Annotated in this window: 17 protein-coding genes and 2 tRNA genes; 9 read left to right on the top strand and 10 right to left on the bottom strand. The window is 68.2% G+C overall.

Features of this window, described 5'->3' with window-relative positions:
• Nucleotides 1-34 precede the first annotated feature (34 nt).
• Both ACFVRO_RS12180 and ACFVRO_RS12175 read left to right on the top strand, forming a co-directional pair.
• Nucleotides 35-352, top strand: coding sequence for a hypothetical protein (locus ACFVRO_RS12180; RefSeq protein ID WP_386952624.1), 318 nt, complete (start codon nucleotides 35-37; stop codon nucleotides 350-352).
• Nucleotides 336-917 (top strand): hypothetical protein, encoded by a 582-nt coding sequence (locus ACFVRO_RS12175; protein WP_386952621.1) that lies wholly within the window; start codon nucleotides 336-338, stop codon nucleotides 915-917. The genes ACFVRO_RS12180 and ACFVRO_RS12175 overlap by 17 nt, the downstream gene beginning before the upstream one ends.
• Nucleotides 918-921: 4 nt before the next feature.
• On the opposite strand, the gene ACFVRO_RS12170 is transcribed toward ACFVRO_RS12175, so the two are convergent.
• From ACFVRO_RS12170 to ACFVRO_RS12160, 3 genes are read right to left on the bottom strand one after another with little or no spacing between them, the layout of a single operon-like run.
• Nucleotides 922-1,416: a DUF2017 family protein gene (locus ACFVRO_RS12170; protein WP_386952619.1), complete on the bottom strand. Its 495-nt coding sequence runs from the start codon at nucleotides 1,414-1,416 to the stop codon at nucleotides 922-924.
• Nucleotides 1,413-1,709: an ATP-dependent Clp protease adapter ClpS gene (gene clpS, locus ACFVRO_RS12165; RefSeq protein ID WP_223586456.1), complete on the bottom strand. Its 297-nt coding sequence runs from the start codon at nucleotides 1,707-1,709 to the stop codon at nucleotides 1,413-1,415. The genes ACFVRO_RS12170 and clpS overlap by 4 nt, the downstream gene beginning before the upstream one ends.
• Complete coding sequence (locus ACFVRO_RS12160; protein ID WP_105674937.1) at nucleotides 1,706-2,053, bottom strand: metallopeptidase family protein; 348 nt, start codon at nucleotides 2,051-2,053, stop codon at nucleotides 1,706-1,708. Before ACFVRO_RS12160 ends, clpS begins: the two co-directional genes overlap by 4 nt.
• 99 nt (nucleotides 2,054-2,152) lie before the next feature.
• On the opposite strand from ACFVRO_RS12160, the gene ACFVRO_RS12155 reads away from it, so the two are divergent.
• The 3 genes from ACFVRO_RS12155 to ACFVRO_RS12145 are packed head-to-tail and all read left to right on the top strand — an operon-like array spanning nucleotide 2,153 to nucleotide 4,930.
• Entirely contained in the window at nucleotides 2,153-3,691 is a 1,539-nt protein-coding gene (locus tag ACFVRO_RS12155; protein ID WP_386952616.1) for a glycosyltransferase family 39 protein, read from the top strand.
• Nucleotides 3,688-4,446, top strand: a complete 759-nt coding sequence (locus ACFVRO_RS12150; RefSeq protein WP_386952613.1) for a polyprenol monophosphomannose synthase — start codon at nucleotides 3,688-3,690, stop codon at nucleotides 4,444-4,446. Before ACFVRO_RS12155 ends, ACFVRO_RS12150 begins: the two co-directional genes overlap by 4 nt.
• Nucleotides 4,439-4,930, top strand: a complete 492-nt coding sequence (locus tag ACFVRO_RS12145; protein WP_386952611.1) for a GtrA family protein — start codon at nucleotides 4,439-4,441, stop codon at nucleotides 4,928-4,930. Before ACFVRO_RS12150 ends, ACFVRO_RS12145 begins: the two co-directional genes overlap by 8 nt.
• Here the strand turns inward: ACFVRO_RS12145 and ACFVRO_RS12140 are convergent.
• From ACFVRO_RS12140 to ACFVRO_RS12125, 4 genes are read right to left on the bottom strand one after another with little or no spacing between them, the layout of a single operon-like run.
• Nucleotides 4,879-6,237, bottom strand: coding sequence for a sensor histidine kinase (locus ACFVRO_RS12140; RefSeq protein WP_386952608.1), 1,359 nt, complete (start codon nucleotides 6,235-6,237; stop codon nucleotides 4,879-4,881). The two genes, ACFVRO_RS12145 and ACFVRO_RS12140, sit on opposite strands and share 52 nt — an antisense overlap.
• Nucleotides 6,234-6,914 (bottom strand): response regulator transcription factor, encoded by a 681-nt coding sequence (locus ACFVRO_RS12135; protein WP_105674945.1) that lies wholly within the window; start codon nucleotides 6,912-6,914, stop codon nucleotides 6,234-6,236. The genes ACFVRO_RS12140 and ACFVRO_RS12135 overlap by 4 nt, the downstream gene beginning before the upstream one ends.
• A 23-nt stretch (nucleotides 6,915-6,937) precedes the next feature.
• Entirely contained in the window at nucleotides 6,938-7,570 is a 633-nt protein-coding gene (locus tag ACFVRO_RS12130) for a LysE family transporter (RefSeq protein ID WP_341942212.1), read from the bottom strand.
• A 37-nt stretch (nucleotides 7,571-7,607) separates the two neighbouring features.
• Nucleotides 7,608-9,731 carry a heavy metal translocating P-type ATPase gene (locus ACFVRO_RS12125; protein ID WP_386952605.1) on the bottom strand — a complete coding sequence of 708 codons (2,124 nt, stop codon included), beginning with the start codon at nucleotides 9,729-9,731 and terminating at the stop codon, nucleotides 7,608-7,610.
• Between the two features lie 65 nt (nucleotides 9,732-9,796).
• Between ACFVRO_RS12125 and arr the strand changes: the two genes are divergently transcribed.
• Nucleotides 9,797-10,213 (top strand): NAD(+)--rifampin ADP-ribosyltransferase, encoded by a 417-nt coding sequence (gene arr, locus ACFVRO_RS12120; RefSeq protein ID WP_386952602.1) that lies wholly within the window; start codon nucleotides 9,797-9,799, stop codon nucleotides 10,211-10,213.
• 61 nt (nucleotides 10,214-10,274) lie between these two features.
• Here arr and ACFVRO_RS12115 read toward each other — a convergent pair.
• Nucleotides 10,275-10,350: transfer RNA gene (locus ACFVRO_RS12115), tRNA-His, on the bottom strand.
• A 36-nt stretch (nucleotides 10,351-10,386) separates the two neighbouring features.
• Complete coding sequence (gene orn / locus ACFVRO_RS12110) at nucleotides 10,387-11,013, bottom strand: oligoribonuclease (protein ID WP_341942209.1); 627 nt, start codon at nucleotides 11,011-11,013, stop codon at nucleotides 10,387-10,389.
• Between the two features lie 60 nt (nucleotides 11,014-11,073).
• Between orn and ACFVRO_RS12105 the strand changes: the two genes are divergently transcribed.
• Nucleotides 11,074-11,146 (top strand) — tRNA-Arg (locus tag ACFVRO_RS12105).
• A gap of 9 nt (nucleotides 11,147-11,155) precedes the next feature.
• Here the strand turns inward: ACFVRO_RS12105 and ACFVRO_RS12100 are convergent.
• Complete coding sequence (locus ACFVRO_RS12100) at nucleotides 11,156-11,425, bottom strand: hypothetical protein (RefSeq protein ID WP_386952599.1); 270 nt, start codon at nucleotides 11,423-11,425, stop codon at nucleotides 11,156-11,158.
• A 218-nt stretch (nucleotides 11,426-11,643) separates the two neighbouring features.
• Here ACFVRO_RS12100 and ACFVRO_RS12095 point away from each other — a divergent pair, with 218 nt between their 5' ends.
• The gene (locus ACFVRO_RS12095) at nucleotides 11,644-12,171 is read left to right on the top strand and encodes a single-stranded DNA-binding protein (protein ID WP_386952596.1); all 528 of its coding nucleotides are present in this window, start codon (nucleotides 11,644-11,646) and stop codon (nucleotides 12,169-12,171) included.
• 234 nt (nucleotides 12,172-12,405) lie between these two features.
• Nucleotides 12,406-12,732, top strand: a complete 327-nt coding sequence (locus ACFVRO_RS12090) for a DUF6993 domain-containing protein (RefSeq protein ID WP_344010179.1) — start codon at nucleotides 12,406-12,408, stop codon at nucleotides 12,730-12,732.
• The last annotated feature ends 43 nt before the right edge of the window (nucleotides 12,733-12,775 follow it).

Raw genomic sequence — 12,775 nt, 5'->3', positions numbered from 1 at the left:
CCCATCCATCCGATGCGTCGGCTAGCGTGGACACATGCCCCACATTGCACTGGAACTCGGTAAGCAGGCCGCCTCGTTCGGCGTGAAGAGCGCGTACGGCGAGCCCCAGGATGTCGACGGCGCGAGCATCACGCCCGTCGCTCTGGCCGTCACCGGGTTCGCCGGCGGCAGCGCCGAGGCGGGAGAGGGCGGAACGGGCGGCGGCATCGCGGTGCCCGTCGGCGTCTACATCCGCCGCGAAGAGGGCCTCCGGTTCGAGCCGAACATCATCACCCTCCTCGTCGTCGCCGGTCCGTTCGTCTGGATCGCCGGTCGTGCGATCACCCGCATCATCCGTGCTCTCAAGAAGTGACGATCCGGTAGCCGCTGCACTCGACCGTGCGGCCGGGCTCATCGAGGCCGACATCCGCGCCCTCGCGGCAGCGAACCCCGTCGTCCTGATCGATGGCCGCAGTGGCTCGGGCAAGACCTCGCTTGCGCGTCGTGTCGCGTCGCGCTGGCCCGTCGCGGGGCCGGTCCAGCTGATCGCGCTGGACTCCATCTACCCGGGGTGGGATGGCCTCGACGCGGGCGCGGAACGCGCGCTCGAACGGATCCTGCGGCCGCACGGGCGGGGATACCACAGCACCTGGAACCGCTGGGACTGGGAGCGGGGCGCAGAGGCCGAGAGCTACGCGGTCAACCCGGCACTCGGGCTGATCATCGAGGGGAGCGGCATCCTCACCGCGGCGAGCGCGGCGATCGCCGATGTGCGCGTGTGGGTGGAGTCCGCCGAGACCGGTCGCAAGGCCAGGGCGCTCGCGCGTGATGGCGAGACCTACCGTCCGTACTGGGAGAGATGGGCGGCTCAGGAGTCGCGGCACATCGAGAGGGATGCTCCACGCGAGCTGGCCACGCGGATCATCGACGTTCCCTAGTCGGTCAGTCGAGAGACTCGTCTGCGGCCTCGATGAGCAGCTCGAGTCGGTAGCCCAGCCAGTCGTAGACGTGGAACCGTCGGTCCTCCGGGTCGTGATGCTCATCGTCCACGATGCCGAGTCGGGTGGCGACGACGAGCCTCACAGCCGTGAGCGTCCGCAGCCACGCGTCGACGTCGCTCGCCTCGATGGCGAGATCGTGTTCGGCGAACGCCTGTTCCTCCGTGAGATCGGCGAACTCGGAGCGCAGCGGCTCCAGCGCGGCGCGGACGGTCGCGGTGTCCGCCGAGCGCCGGTCGAGCAGGTCGTCTCGCGTGGCCGCCGCGAACTCGTCAGCGGCATCCGCGTCGTCGGGGTAGGCGCTCGGGGTCAGCCGCGCGACGGCGGGGTCGCTGAGGTCGCGCTGCCCGCCGACCAGATCGGCGAACTCGCCCATGATCTCCGCGAGCTGGACCGCCTCGATCGGCGCCATGCTGATCCGCACCGTCGCCGCGCTCATGCGGGCGCCTTCCGGACCGTGGCCCAGAGCCCGAAGTCGTGCATCGCCTGCGCGTGCACCTCCATGGTCTCGCGAGGCCCGGTCGCGACGATCGCGTGCCCGTCATGGTGGACGGCGAGCATGAGCTGGGTGGCGCGGTCGAGGGAGTAGCCGAAGTACGTGCGGAAGACGCGTACGACGTAACTCATCAGGTTGACGGGGTCGTTCCAGACGACGACCTGCCAGGGCTCCAGCGGAGCCGCGGACAGATCGAGCTGCTCATCGAGCTCGGGGGAGGCGGCAGGAGCGCTCATGCCCACCCCAGCTCGTGCAGCTGCTCGTCATCGATGCCGTAGAAGTGCGCGATCTCGTGGACGAGGGTCGTGTGCACCTCGTCGCGGAGCTCATCCAGGTCGTCGCACTCGGCGAGATGCGGCTCGCGGTACACGACGATGCGATCCGGGAGCTCTCCCATGCCGTACTGGCCGCGCTCGGTGATCGCGAGTCCGTCGTACAGCCCGAGAAGGTCGAGGGTGCCGTCCTCAGGGCGGTCCTCGACGACGAACACGACGTTGTCGAGCCCGTCGACCATGTCGTCGGGCAGGCGATCGAGCTCGTCGATCACGAGCTCCTCGAAGGCGTCCGCATCCATCTCCATCCCGTCCAGCCTATTCGGCCGGAGGCGGATGTGAGTTCTCTCACGAACGGCGACCCTTTTTCGGAGCGGATGGAGAAGCGCAGGGCGGAGGCTCGGTGCATGGTCGTTCTGGAGCGCGCAGCAGATGAGGTCCCGCGGACCGGCGATGCCGTCCGCGGTCCCCGTGCGCGGTGGCGCGCGTCGCTGGCGATCGGCGTCGGCGTCACGCTCGTCACGTATCTGGGCGCCGGGGTGCCGTCCTACTGGGGAGACGAGGCCGCCAGCGTGCTGTCGGCCGAGCGCTCATGGCCGAGCCTCGTCGCCGAGCTGAGCACGGTGGATGCCGTGCACGGTCTCTACTACTCGCTTCTCCACCTGTGGATCGGCGTGTTCGGCAGCACAGAATGGTCGACGCGGGCGCTCAGCGCGCTCGGCATCGGTGTCCTCGCGGCCGGAGTCGTCGTCCTGGGCGAGCGCTGGTTCGATCGCCGTACCGGCGTGCTCGCGGGCGTCCTGATCGCGGTGATCCCCCGGGCGGGGGTTCTCGCCATCGAGACGCGAGGGTACGCGATCGCGGCGGCCGCGGCCGTGTGGGTCACGATCCTCTTCGTCCGGCTCGTGGATCGAGACGGCCGGCGGCGCGGCTGGATCCTCTACGGCGTCGCCGTCGCCGTGAGCGCCACGTTCTTCCTCTATCTGCTCCTCATGCCCCTGGTGCACCTCACCGTCCTCCTCGTCGACCGCGCGTGGACCAGCCATCCTCGGGTTCTCCGCCGCTGGCTGGTGTCGATGGTGCTCGCCGCCGTCCTCGCGCTGCCGATCATGATGAGCGCCCAGCAGCAGAAGGGCCAGGTGGAGTTCCTCGCCCGCCGTGGGTACATGACGCCGACGGGCTGGTTCGTGACGCCGTGGTTCGGCCACGTCGGAGCGGCGGCGCTGCTGATCCCCGTGCTCCTGATCGGCATCATCGCCGTCCTGCTGCGGAGGCCGCGGAGGGAGGGCGCCGCCCCGGTGATCGTCTGGCTTCTCGCCCCCGGCATCGTGCTGGTGCTCATCGACGTCCTGATCTCTCCGACCTACAACCCCCGCTATCTCTCCTTCAGCCTCGGAGCCGTCGCGATGCTGCTCGCCTCAGGGGTCTGGGCGATCCTCGATCTGGCGCGTGGGGCGGCAGGCAGACGGGGCCTCCTGGGCTCGTCCGCAGCGCTGATCATCCTCGGAGCGCTCCTGCTCGCGCCCGAGTTCGTGCACGAGCGCGGCGTGTATGCGAAGGACGGCGGCGCCGACGGCCGGGCCGCCGCCGCGCAGGTCGCGTCGATCGGGAGACCGGGCGACACGGTCCTGTTCGGCACGGGCACCAGGCCCTCGCGTGCACCGAGGCTCGTCTACCGCCTGTACCCGGAGGCGTTCCAGGGCATGAGCGATCCGCAGCTGATCACCGCCGCAGAGGACACGGACGGGCTCTGGGATCGCCTGGCCACCGTCGAGTCCGTCGCTCCTGAGCTCTCCGCCGGGACCGTGTGGCTCCTGGAGACCGGATCGACCGGGTCCGCCGACGCGGACGTCGCAGCTCTCCAGCGGGCGGGATTCACCGAGGTCTCGCGTACAGACATCAATCGCACCGTCGTCTACGAGTTCCAGAAGGGAACACCATCATGAGCGAGCGCACCGTGGTCGTCCTGCCCACGTACAACGAGATCGAATCCCTTCCCGAGGTCGTCGGGCGGCTGCGTGCGGGAGCGCCTGACGTCGACGTGCTCATCGTCGATGACGCCTCTCCCGACGGCACCGGGGAACTGGCCGACCTGCTCGCGTCGCGCATGCCGCAGGTGAGGGTGCTGCATCGAGCGGAGAAGCAGGGCCTCGGCCCGGCATACATCGCCGGTTTCGCCGAGGCGGCCGCGCTCGGGTACGAGGTGATCGTCCAGTCGGATGCCGACGGCTCCCATCGCCCGGAGGACCTCCCTGCGATGCTCTCCGCGCTGGACTCGGCGGATGTGGTCATCGGATCGCGCTGGGCCGCCGGCGGCGCGGTGGAGCGCTGGTCCGCAGGTCGGTATCTCCTCTCTCGAGCAGGGAGTCTCTACGCCGGCCTCCTCCTCCGTATTCCGAACAAGGACATCACCGGCGGCTATCGCGCATTCCGCACCGAGGCTCTCCGTCGCATCGCACCGGAACAGGTGACGAGCCGGGGCTACTGCTTCCAGATCGAGATGCTCGACCGTGCCGTGCGCACCGGATGCCGCATCGCGGAGGTTCCCATCACTTTCGACGACCGCCTGCACGGCGAGTCGAAGATGTCGGGTCGCATCGTGTTCGAAGCGCTGCGCCAGGTCACCCGCTGGGGCATCGAGAGGAGGTTCGGCAAGGGTGACCGCGTCGACATGACGCATGCGGAGGTGGCCCGTGTCTGAGGTCCGTCGGCCACGTCTCGGGGGACTGGCCGTGCAGATCGTGAAGTTCGCCGCCGTCGGCGGAGTCGGGCTGATCGTCGACGTCGCCGTGTTCAACCTGCTCCTGCTGCATCCGATGCCGGTCGCGGCCTGGCCGATGGTCGCGAAGGTCGTGTCCACGGCCCTCGCGATCGTCGTGAACTGGGTCGGCAACAGGCTCTGGACCTTCCGGGATCGCCGCAGAGCGGATGCCGCGCGCGAAGCGGTCGAGTTCCTGATCGCCAGCCTCATCGGAAGCGGGGTCTCGCTGCTGTGCCTCGGTGTGTCGCACTATCTCCTGAACCTCACGACGACCGTCGATGACAACGTGTCCGCGAACGTGATCGGCCTGCTCGCCGGCTCGGCCGTCCGCTTCGCGGCGTATCGTTGGTGGGTCTTCGCGGAGCGCGGGATTCAGACCCGGGAGGCCGTGAAGGTCACGACGACGGTCGCGCCGACGCCCTGACGATTCTCGACGCGAGCACCCCCTCCCGCCTTCTGGGCGAGTCGGGCGACGATCGCGAGGCCCAGGCCGCTTCCGGGGTAGGTCGGTGCGCTTCCGCGCACGAATCGCTCGAAGGCGCGCTGTGCGACGTCGGGGGCGAATCCTCCCGCGTCATCGCTCACGGAGAGCTCGATCGCGGAGGGGGACTGCGTAAGGGTGACGGTGACGCTCACCGGGCCGTCCGCCGCGCCGATCGAGTTGTCGACGAGGTTCTCCACGATCCTCCCGAAGTCGTCCGCAGAGATCGGGACGACAGCGGCACCCGCATCGACCACGACGTGGAAGTCGAGATCGAGCTCATGCTCAGGGCCGAGCTCCGAGGAGCGCAGACGCAGTCGGTCGATGCTGTCGGTCAGGGTCGAGGACAGCTGAGACACGGTGGCCGAACCGGTGCCGTCGACGGAGTCGATCCGTGACAGCTGCAGAAGCGCATCGGCGGTTCTCGTCAGACGAGTGAGAGTGGCGCGGGCGTCGTCGAGGACGGCGGCGTCGGCATCGGCATCGAACCCGTCCACGAGCTGGAGCTGCGCCTGCAGGACGGCGAGCGGGTTGCGGAGTTCGTGGCTCGCGTCGGATACCATCTGGCGCTCCCGGTCGCTGGCCGCACGCATGCGTTCGAGGAGGTCGTTCAGAGTGCGGGCGAGATCGGCGAGCTCGTCGCGCGATGCTCCGACGGGAAGCAGCTCGCCGCGACGCGACACGGCGAGGGACTCCGCACTGCGCCGCATCCTCTCCACCGGGCGGAGCGCGGCGCCCGTGACGAACCACGAGCCGAGAGCGAATACGAGCGCTCCGACGAGCAGGATGCCGGTCAGCAGGAGGATGACCTCGGAGAGCACGTCGTCGGCGATGTCCGCGTCCCGCGTCGCGAGCACGTACCAGGTGCCGTCTGCCGTCTCCACGGGGTCTACGTACACGTAGAAGCCCTCCTGCGGCGTGCTGACGCTGTGCAGGCGGGGGCCGTCGGCGATGAACTCGGCGACGCGGTCCGCGACGCCCTCGGGGAGCGTGTTCATCCGCTCGACGCCGTCCGGAGCGACGATCGCGACGTGCTGGTTCGCACCGGGCTTCTCGAAACGCGCATCCGGATTGTCCTGGATCACGCCGCGGTAGACCTCGGTGATCCCATGGAGGACCGCCTTCTCCTTCTGCTCGACGATGCCCGTCAACTGCGCGAACACGATGGCCGAGGCGATGGCGAGCACGAGCACCGCGGCGACGGTCGAGCCGATCGTGACCCTGGCGCGCAGGGAGAGACGGCGTCTCATCGATCGTCCTCGGCGAGCAGACGGAAACCGACTCCGCGCTCGGTCACGATCTGCGCACCGGACCCCGCGGCCTCCAGCTTCCGACGCACATAGCCCACGTACTGATCGACCACATTCGATTGGAAGTGCTCTGAGCCCCAGACCTCCGCGAGCAACTCTGATCGAGCCACCGTTGACCCGAGCCGCTGGACCAGGGTCTTCAGCAGGTCGAACTCGCGTCTGCTCAGGAGCACTTCCTCGCCACCCACGGCGACCGTCCCGCGGTCGACGGCGAGCGTGAGATCGCCGGCCGTGAGGCGGAGCCGGAGGGAGGCGTCGCGGCGGGTCAGCACGCGGAGTCTCGCGAACAGCTCGGCGAAGTCGAACGGCTTGATCAGGTAGTCGTCGGCGCCGGAATCGAGGCCGTGCACGCGGTCGTCGATCGCGTTGCGCGCCGTCAGCATGAGGACTTTGATCTGCTCGTCGTGCTGCTTCAGACGTCGGCACAGCTCGAATCCGGTCATTCCCGGCATGTTCACGTCGACGATCGCGAGATCGAAACTCCGGGTCGAGGCCGCGGAGAGGGCGGCGATGCCGTCGGCGGCCGTCTCCGTCTCGTACCCTTCACGCTGGAGATGCCGTGCCACGAGGCCGGCCAGCAGCGGTTCGTCATCGACGACGAGCACCCGGGTAGACACAGCGCGAGTCTATGTCAGCGACCTCAGTGCAACAGCACCAGAAGTGCAGCGACCGCGATGAAGAGCACGCCGAAGACGGTGTTGAGCACGCGCTGACCTCTCGCGGACCGCGTGAGCCGCCGGAACGGACGGGCCGCCGCGGCGAAGAAGCCCCACATGACGATCACGTCGACGACGATCGACGTCGTGATGATCGTCAGGTACTGGGGGAGCTGGGGCTGGTCGAGACGGACGAACTGCGGGATGAAGGCGAGGAAGAAGACGATGGCCTTCGGGTTCAGCAGATTGACCCAGAGGCCGCGACGGATCATCGACCAGCGGCCTTCGCGGGGGACCTCGGCGAGCGCGGCCTCATCCTCGGAGGCGATCGTCGGCTTCGTCAGGATGAGCCGGATGCCGAGATACACGAGGTAGGCGGCGCCCGCGTAGCGGATGACGTTGAAGAGGATCTCCGAGCGGGAGACGATGAGGCCGACGCCCGCTGCGACGATCACCACATGGATGATGAGGGCGATCTGCTGCCCGATGATGCCCCAGATCGATCGCCGCCAGCCTTGGCTGAGGGAGTTCGACATCGTGTTGATCGCGCCGGCGCCGGGGGTGAAGCTGATCACGATGCATGCGGTGAGCAGCGAGACCCAGAGCGCGACAGACACGTCGTCATTCTAGGGCTCGCCGCCCGCCGCGCTCCGCTCACCGCGACGGCTGCAGGTCTATGCGCCGGAGGAGCTGGGCGTTCAGAGCGACCACGATGGTCGAGAGCGACATCAGCACCGCGCCCACCGACATCGGCAGGACGAATCCCACCGGGGCGAGGACGCCCGCGGCCAACGGCACCGAGATCAGGTTGTATCCGGCGGCCCACCACAGGTTCTGCGTCATCTTGCGGTAGCTCGCCGCGGACAGGTCGATGACGGACTTCACGGCGCGCGGGTCGCTGCCCGCCAGGATCACGCCCGCCGAGGCGATGGCGACGTCGGTGCCTGCGCCGATGGCCAGACCGACGTCGGCCTGGGTGAGTGCGGGAGCATCGTTCACGCCGTCGCCGACCATCGCCACGCGCCGCCCTTCCTGCTGCAGTGCCCGAACGATCTTGGCCTTGTCTTCCGGACGGACGCCCGCATACACCCGATCGATGCCGAGCTCGGCCGCGACGTGGTCGGCGACCGCCTGCGCATCGCCCGTGATCATCACGACCTGCACACCGCGAGCGTGCAGGTCGCCCACGGCCTGGTGGGACTCGGGGCGGACCTCGTCGGCGAGACGCAGCGCGCCGACGATCCGGTGGTCGACGAGTACGTGGAGGATGATCGCTCCTTCCGTGCGCCAGTCGTCGGCGACCGGAAGCTCGGACAGGCCGTGCTCCTCCAGCAGGTGGGGACCGCCCACCTGGACCACGCGTCCGTCGACTCTGGCGCTCACGCCGATCGCGGGAGACGAGGAGAAGTCGGTGGATGCGGGCACACCCAGCTCACGATCCTCAGCGGCACGGACCAGGGCCTTGGCGAGGGGATGCTCCGAGTCGCGCTCAGCGGCCGCGGCGAGAGCCAGCACCTCCTCGGAGGACAGGCCGCCGGACGGCACGACTGCGGTCACGGCAGGAGTGCCCTTCGTGAGGGTTCCGGTCTTGTCGAACAGGACCGTGTCGATCGTGCGCATCGTCTCGAGTGCCAGCCGGTCCTTCACGAGGACCCCCGCCTTCGCCGCCCGCTCCGTGGCGATCGACACCACGAGGGGGATGGCGAGTCCCAGAGCGTGGGGGCAGGCGATCACGAGGACGGTGATGGTTCGCACGACGGCCTCGTCAGGCATGCCGACGGCCGTCCAGACCACCGCGGTGATCAGCGCGGCTCCGAGCGCGAACCAGAACAGCCAGGCCGCGGCGCGATCGGCGATGCGCTGCGCACGTGACGACGACGCCTGCGCATCGGCGACGAGCCTGCGGATGCCGGCGAGGGCGGTGTCATCGCCCACGGCATCGATTCGCAGCCGCAGCCCGGAGTCCGTCGCGACGGTGCCCGCCACGACACGGTCGCCCGCCTCACGGCGCACGGGCTTGGACTCTCCCGTGATCATCGACTCATCGATGCTGGCCGAACCCTGCACGATGATTCCGTCGGCCGGGAGGCGTCCGCCAGGACGGACGACCACGATGTCGTCGAGGCGCAGGTGTGCGGGGGAGACCTTCACGATGAGGTCGCCGTCGGCACGCTCCGCTTCGTCGGGGAGGAGAGCCGCGAGCGAGTCGAGCGCCGACGTCGTCTGAGCGAGAGACCGCATCTCGAGCCAGTGGCCGAGCAGCATGATGACGATAAGGAGGGCGAGCTCCCACCAGAACTCGAGTTCGTGGTGCAGGAGGCCGAGGCTCGCGCCCCAGGACGCGAGGAAGGCGACGCTGATCGCGAGCGCGATGAGCAGCATCATGCCGGGTTTCCGCGCCTTCAGCTCGGAGACTGCGCCGTTGAGGAAGGGGGCGCCGCCCCATACGAACATCACCGTGCCGAGGAGTGGGGCGATCCAGCGTGCCCAGCCGTCGATTTCGTAGCCGAGGATCATCGCGAACATGGGGGAGGTCGCGACGACCGGCGCCGCGACGACGAGCATCACCCAGAACAGGCGTCGGAAGCGCTCCGTGTGACCGGTGTGACCGGCGTGGGAGTCGTGGCCTCCGTGAGCGTGCTGGTCGCCGTGAGCGTGCGTGTCGTCGTCGGGCGTGTGGCTCTGCTCGTGGCGATGCGTGTGGGAACCGTGGTCGTCCGGGGACTGCGGAGTCGAGTGATGCGTATGTCCCTGCGCGACATGCTCGTGACTGTTCATGCTTGGTTCAACCCCTATACCCCCGGTGGGTATTCCGAAACACGCGGAATCGGTAGGCTGACCCGATGAGCGCGAACCTGGACGACGGTCCCTTCTTCCATGGCACGACCGCAGATCTGCGGGTCGGAGACCTGCTCACCGCAGGGTTCCGGTCGAACTATCGACCGGAGATCGTGATGAACCACGTCTACTTCACGGCCCTGCGCGACGGAGCGGGACTGGCCGCGGAGATCGCGGGGGAACTGGGCGACGGCAGGCCGCGGGTGTACGAGGTCGAGCCGACGGGGGAGTTCGAGAACGACCCGAACGTCACCGACAAGAAGTTCCCGGGCAACCCGACGCGCTCCTTCCGCAGCACATCTCCGTTGCGTGTCGTGCGTGAGGTGACCGAGTGGACGCGACTGACCCCGGATGCGCTGCAGATGTGGCGCGAGCGTCTGGCGGCCATCCGCGCCGACGACCAGGCCGAGATCATCAACTGAGCGTCGAACAGGGAGCGGGAATGGCGAAGGCCCCGGCTCTATGAACCGGGGCCTTCGCGCGTGGGGTGAGTAACGGGACTCGAACCCGCGACATCCGGCACCACAAGCCAGCGCTCTACCAGCTGAGCTATACCCACCATGTGCCCGCCGTAGCAGGCAACCACTCGAGTGTATTACATGTTGGGAGCGAACTTTGACACGACGTCGCTCGCGATGTCGCGAGCCTCGTCGCTGGTGGGTCCTGGTTCGTCGATGAACACCGCTTCGCGGTAGTACTGGAGCTCGCGGATCGACTCGAGGATGTCGGCCAGGGCCCGGTGCCCGCCGTCCTTGGACGGAGCGTGGAAGAACACCCGCGGGTACCAACGGCGGGAGAGCTCTTTGATGCTCGAGACGTCCACGTTGCGGTAGTGCAGCCACTGGTCGATCTGCGGCATGTACTTCGCGAGGAACATCCGGTCGGTGCCGATGGTGTTGCCGGCGAGCGGCGCCTTCCGCTCCTGCGGGACGAACCGGCGGATGTACGCGAGCGTCTGCGCCTCGGCCTCGGCGAGGGGAACGCCCAGAGGGATCTCGTCGATCAGACCAGAGGTCTCATGCATCTTCGTGACGAAATCGTTCATGTTCGCCAGTGCCGCCTCGCTCGGCCGGATCACGATCTGGAAGCCGGGGTCCACCGGCTGAAGCTCGAAATCCGTGATGACGACGGCGATCTCGACGAGTTCGTCCACCGAGAGATCGAGTCCCGTCATCTCGCAATCGATCCAGACGAGTCGGTCGTTCTCGGAAGCAGATACCATGACGTCATCCTATCGACGGCACCGACATCGCCCGTCCGGCGCGGTACGGTAGGTGCATACGCCTCCGTAGCTCAGGGGATAGAGCAGGAGCCTTCTAATCTCTTGGTCGCAGGTTCGAATCCTGCCGGGGGCGCAACGATCCTCATCCGTTCCGGAGAGCGGCGACCGCATCGTCGGCACGCCAGAAGTCGCCGACGAGTCGGAACGACCCGGTTGCGAGGTGCAGCCGCTCGGCGCGATAGCGCATACCGAGAGGGTCGGGCATGACCCTCAGGTGGCCGAGCACGCGCCCCGCGCGATCCTGCACGCGCCACAGATGCGCGGAGGCTCGCACGAGATGCTCCCTGGGGGACGCGAGTGCAGGGGTGGCGAACGGCACCTCTGGCAATGATGTGATCAGGTTGTGCGACATCGTCGGCTCCTTCCTGAATCGAACATATGACCGACCTCGGACATTCGGGCCGGCGGCACCGGTCTGCGCGGCCCGCGCACGAGCCGAGTTCTCCTGCACATGAATGTGCACTGCTCGGGTTCTCCACGGTTACTGGGTTTCCGGTGTCCGTCAGGGCGGAGGAGAGCGCACTCTGGAGCGATCCGGGCGATTCGACCCGGCGTACAGAGGAGACGACGATGACCGACACGCTGACCGTCATGGGAAAGGTCGCGACAGACCCGACTCACAGCCGGACCACGACGGGGATCCCCGTGACGAACTTCCGCCTCGCGACCACGCACAGGAGATTCGACCAGGCGACGCAGACCTGGGTGGATGCCGGTACCAACTGGTACTCCATCGCGGCGTTCCGTCAGCTGGGCGAGCACGTCAAAGCCTCGCTGAGGACCGGGGACAGCGTGATCGTGACGGGCAGGTTGAAGATCCGCGCCTGGGAGGCCAACGGCAAGCAGGGAACGAGCGTCGACATCGATGCGGAGTCGATCGGTCACGATCTGCGGTGGGGGACCAGCGCCTTCCTCTCCGCGTCACGGGCGGCCTCGGCCGAGCGCGCACGCGATCTCCCCGCCGCCGCAGCCACGCGCGGCGCGCTCGCACCGCCGACGGAGTCGATGCCGGACGGTGACTCCGTCACCGATGGCGGGGAGTGGGACGCTCAGGACGGCTCTGACACGATGACTGTCGGGGCGTCGGTGCCGTTCTGAGTGGAGCGTGACGGATCTCTCGGCGGATGCTCAAGATCGGTGGGGTCGGCCCGTAGACTCGGAGTCGTGCTACGACGACCGGCCTCATCCGTTCCGAGAGCGGCGGTCGCGGGTCTCGCCGCGGCTCTGATCCTCCTGCTCTCCGCTTGCGGCCCGACACCCTCACCGTCTCCTTCTTCCTCGGATGCCGACCCGTCGCCGACGCCGTCGGCCACTGCTGAGGGGCCGGCCTACGTGCCCGACGGCACTGCAGAGGACAACCTCCCCGTGTTCACCGCGATCACGGAGCAGATCTGGGCGACGGATCAGCGGGGTTCGGGTCGGGCGTACATCGACGCCCTGATCGCCGCCGGATTCGACCGTGCCGCGATGCAGGTGACCCAGGACCAGTCCACTGTGGGGAACGCCGCGGAGAGTCTGCAGTTCTCCGTGCGCTGGGGTGATGCCGAGTGCCTGATCGGGCAGGTCGGACCGTCTACGGGTGCACCCGTGACCGCGGTGATGCCGCAGCTCGCCGAAGGACGCTGCCTGATCGGGAACACTCGCCCGATCGATTGGTGAGGGCCCCTCGATCATCGACGGGGCACTCTGCCGGGGCCGGTAG

It is taken from the genome of Microbacterium sp. NPDC057944, assembly GCF_042887445.1.
GTDB lineage: Bacteria > Actinomycetota > Actinomycetes > Actinomycetales > Microbacteriaceae > Microbacterium > Microbacterium natoriense.
The sequence above is the reverse complement of the archived record's forward strand: the minus strand, read 5'-3'. Positions and strand labels throughout refer to the sequence as shown.

Bases quoted from the DNA above. Each gene is read 5' to 3' on its own strand.
- ACFVRO_RS12180 (WP_386952624.1), top strand. From the start codon at position 35: ATGCCCCACATTGCACTGGAACTCGGTAAGCAGGCCGCCTCGTTCGGC.
- ACFVRO_RS12170 (WP_386952619.1), bottom strand. From the start codon at position 1,416: ATGAGCGCGGCGACGGTGCGGATCAGCATGGCGCCGATCGAGGCGGTC.
- clpS (WP_223586456.1), bottom strand. From the start codon at position 1,709: ATGAGCGCTCCTGCCGCCTCCCCCGAGCTCGATGAGCAGCTCGATCTG.
- ACFVRO_RS12160 (WP_105674937.1), bottom strand. From the start codon at position 2,053: ATGGAGATGGATGCGGACGCCTTCGAGGAGCTCGTGATCGACGAGCTC.
- ACFVRO_RS12155 (WP_386952616.1), top strand. From the start codon at position 2,153: ATGGTCGTTCTGGAGCGCGCAGCAGATGAGGTCCCGCGGACCGGCGAT.
- ACFVRO_RS12150 (WP_386952613.1), top strand. From the start codon at position 3,688: ATGAGCGAGCGCACCGTGGTCGTCCTGCCCACGTACAACGAGATCGAA.
- ACFVRO_RS12140 (WP_386952608.1), bottom strand. From the start codon at position 6,237: ATGAGACGCCGTCTCTCCCTGCGCGCCAGGGTCACGATCGGCTCGACC.
- ACFVRO_RS12125 (WP_386952605.1), bottom strand. From the start codon at position 9,731: ATGAACAGTCACGAGCATGTCGCGCAGGGACATACGCATCACTCGACT.
- arr (WP_386952602.1), top strand. From the start codon at position 9,797: ATGAGCGCGAACCTGGACGACGGTCCCTTCTTCCATGGCACGACCGCA.
- orn (WP_341942209.1), bottom strand. From the start codon at position 11,013: ATGGTATCTGCTTCCGAGAACGACCGACTCGTCTGGATCGATTGCGAG.
- ACFVRO_RS12100 (WP_386952599.1), bottom strand. From the start codon at position 11,425: ATGTCGCACAACCTGATCACATCATTGCCAGAGGTGCCGTTCGCCACC.
- ACFVRO_RS12095 (WP_386952596.1), top strand. From the start codon at position 11,644: ATGACCGACACGCTGACCGTCATGGGAAAGGTCGCGACAGACCCGACT.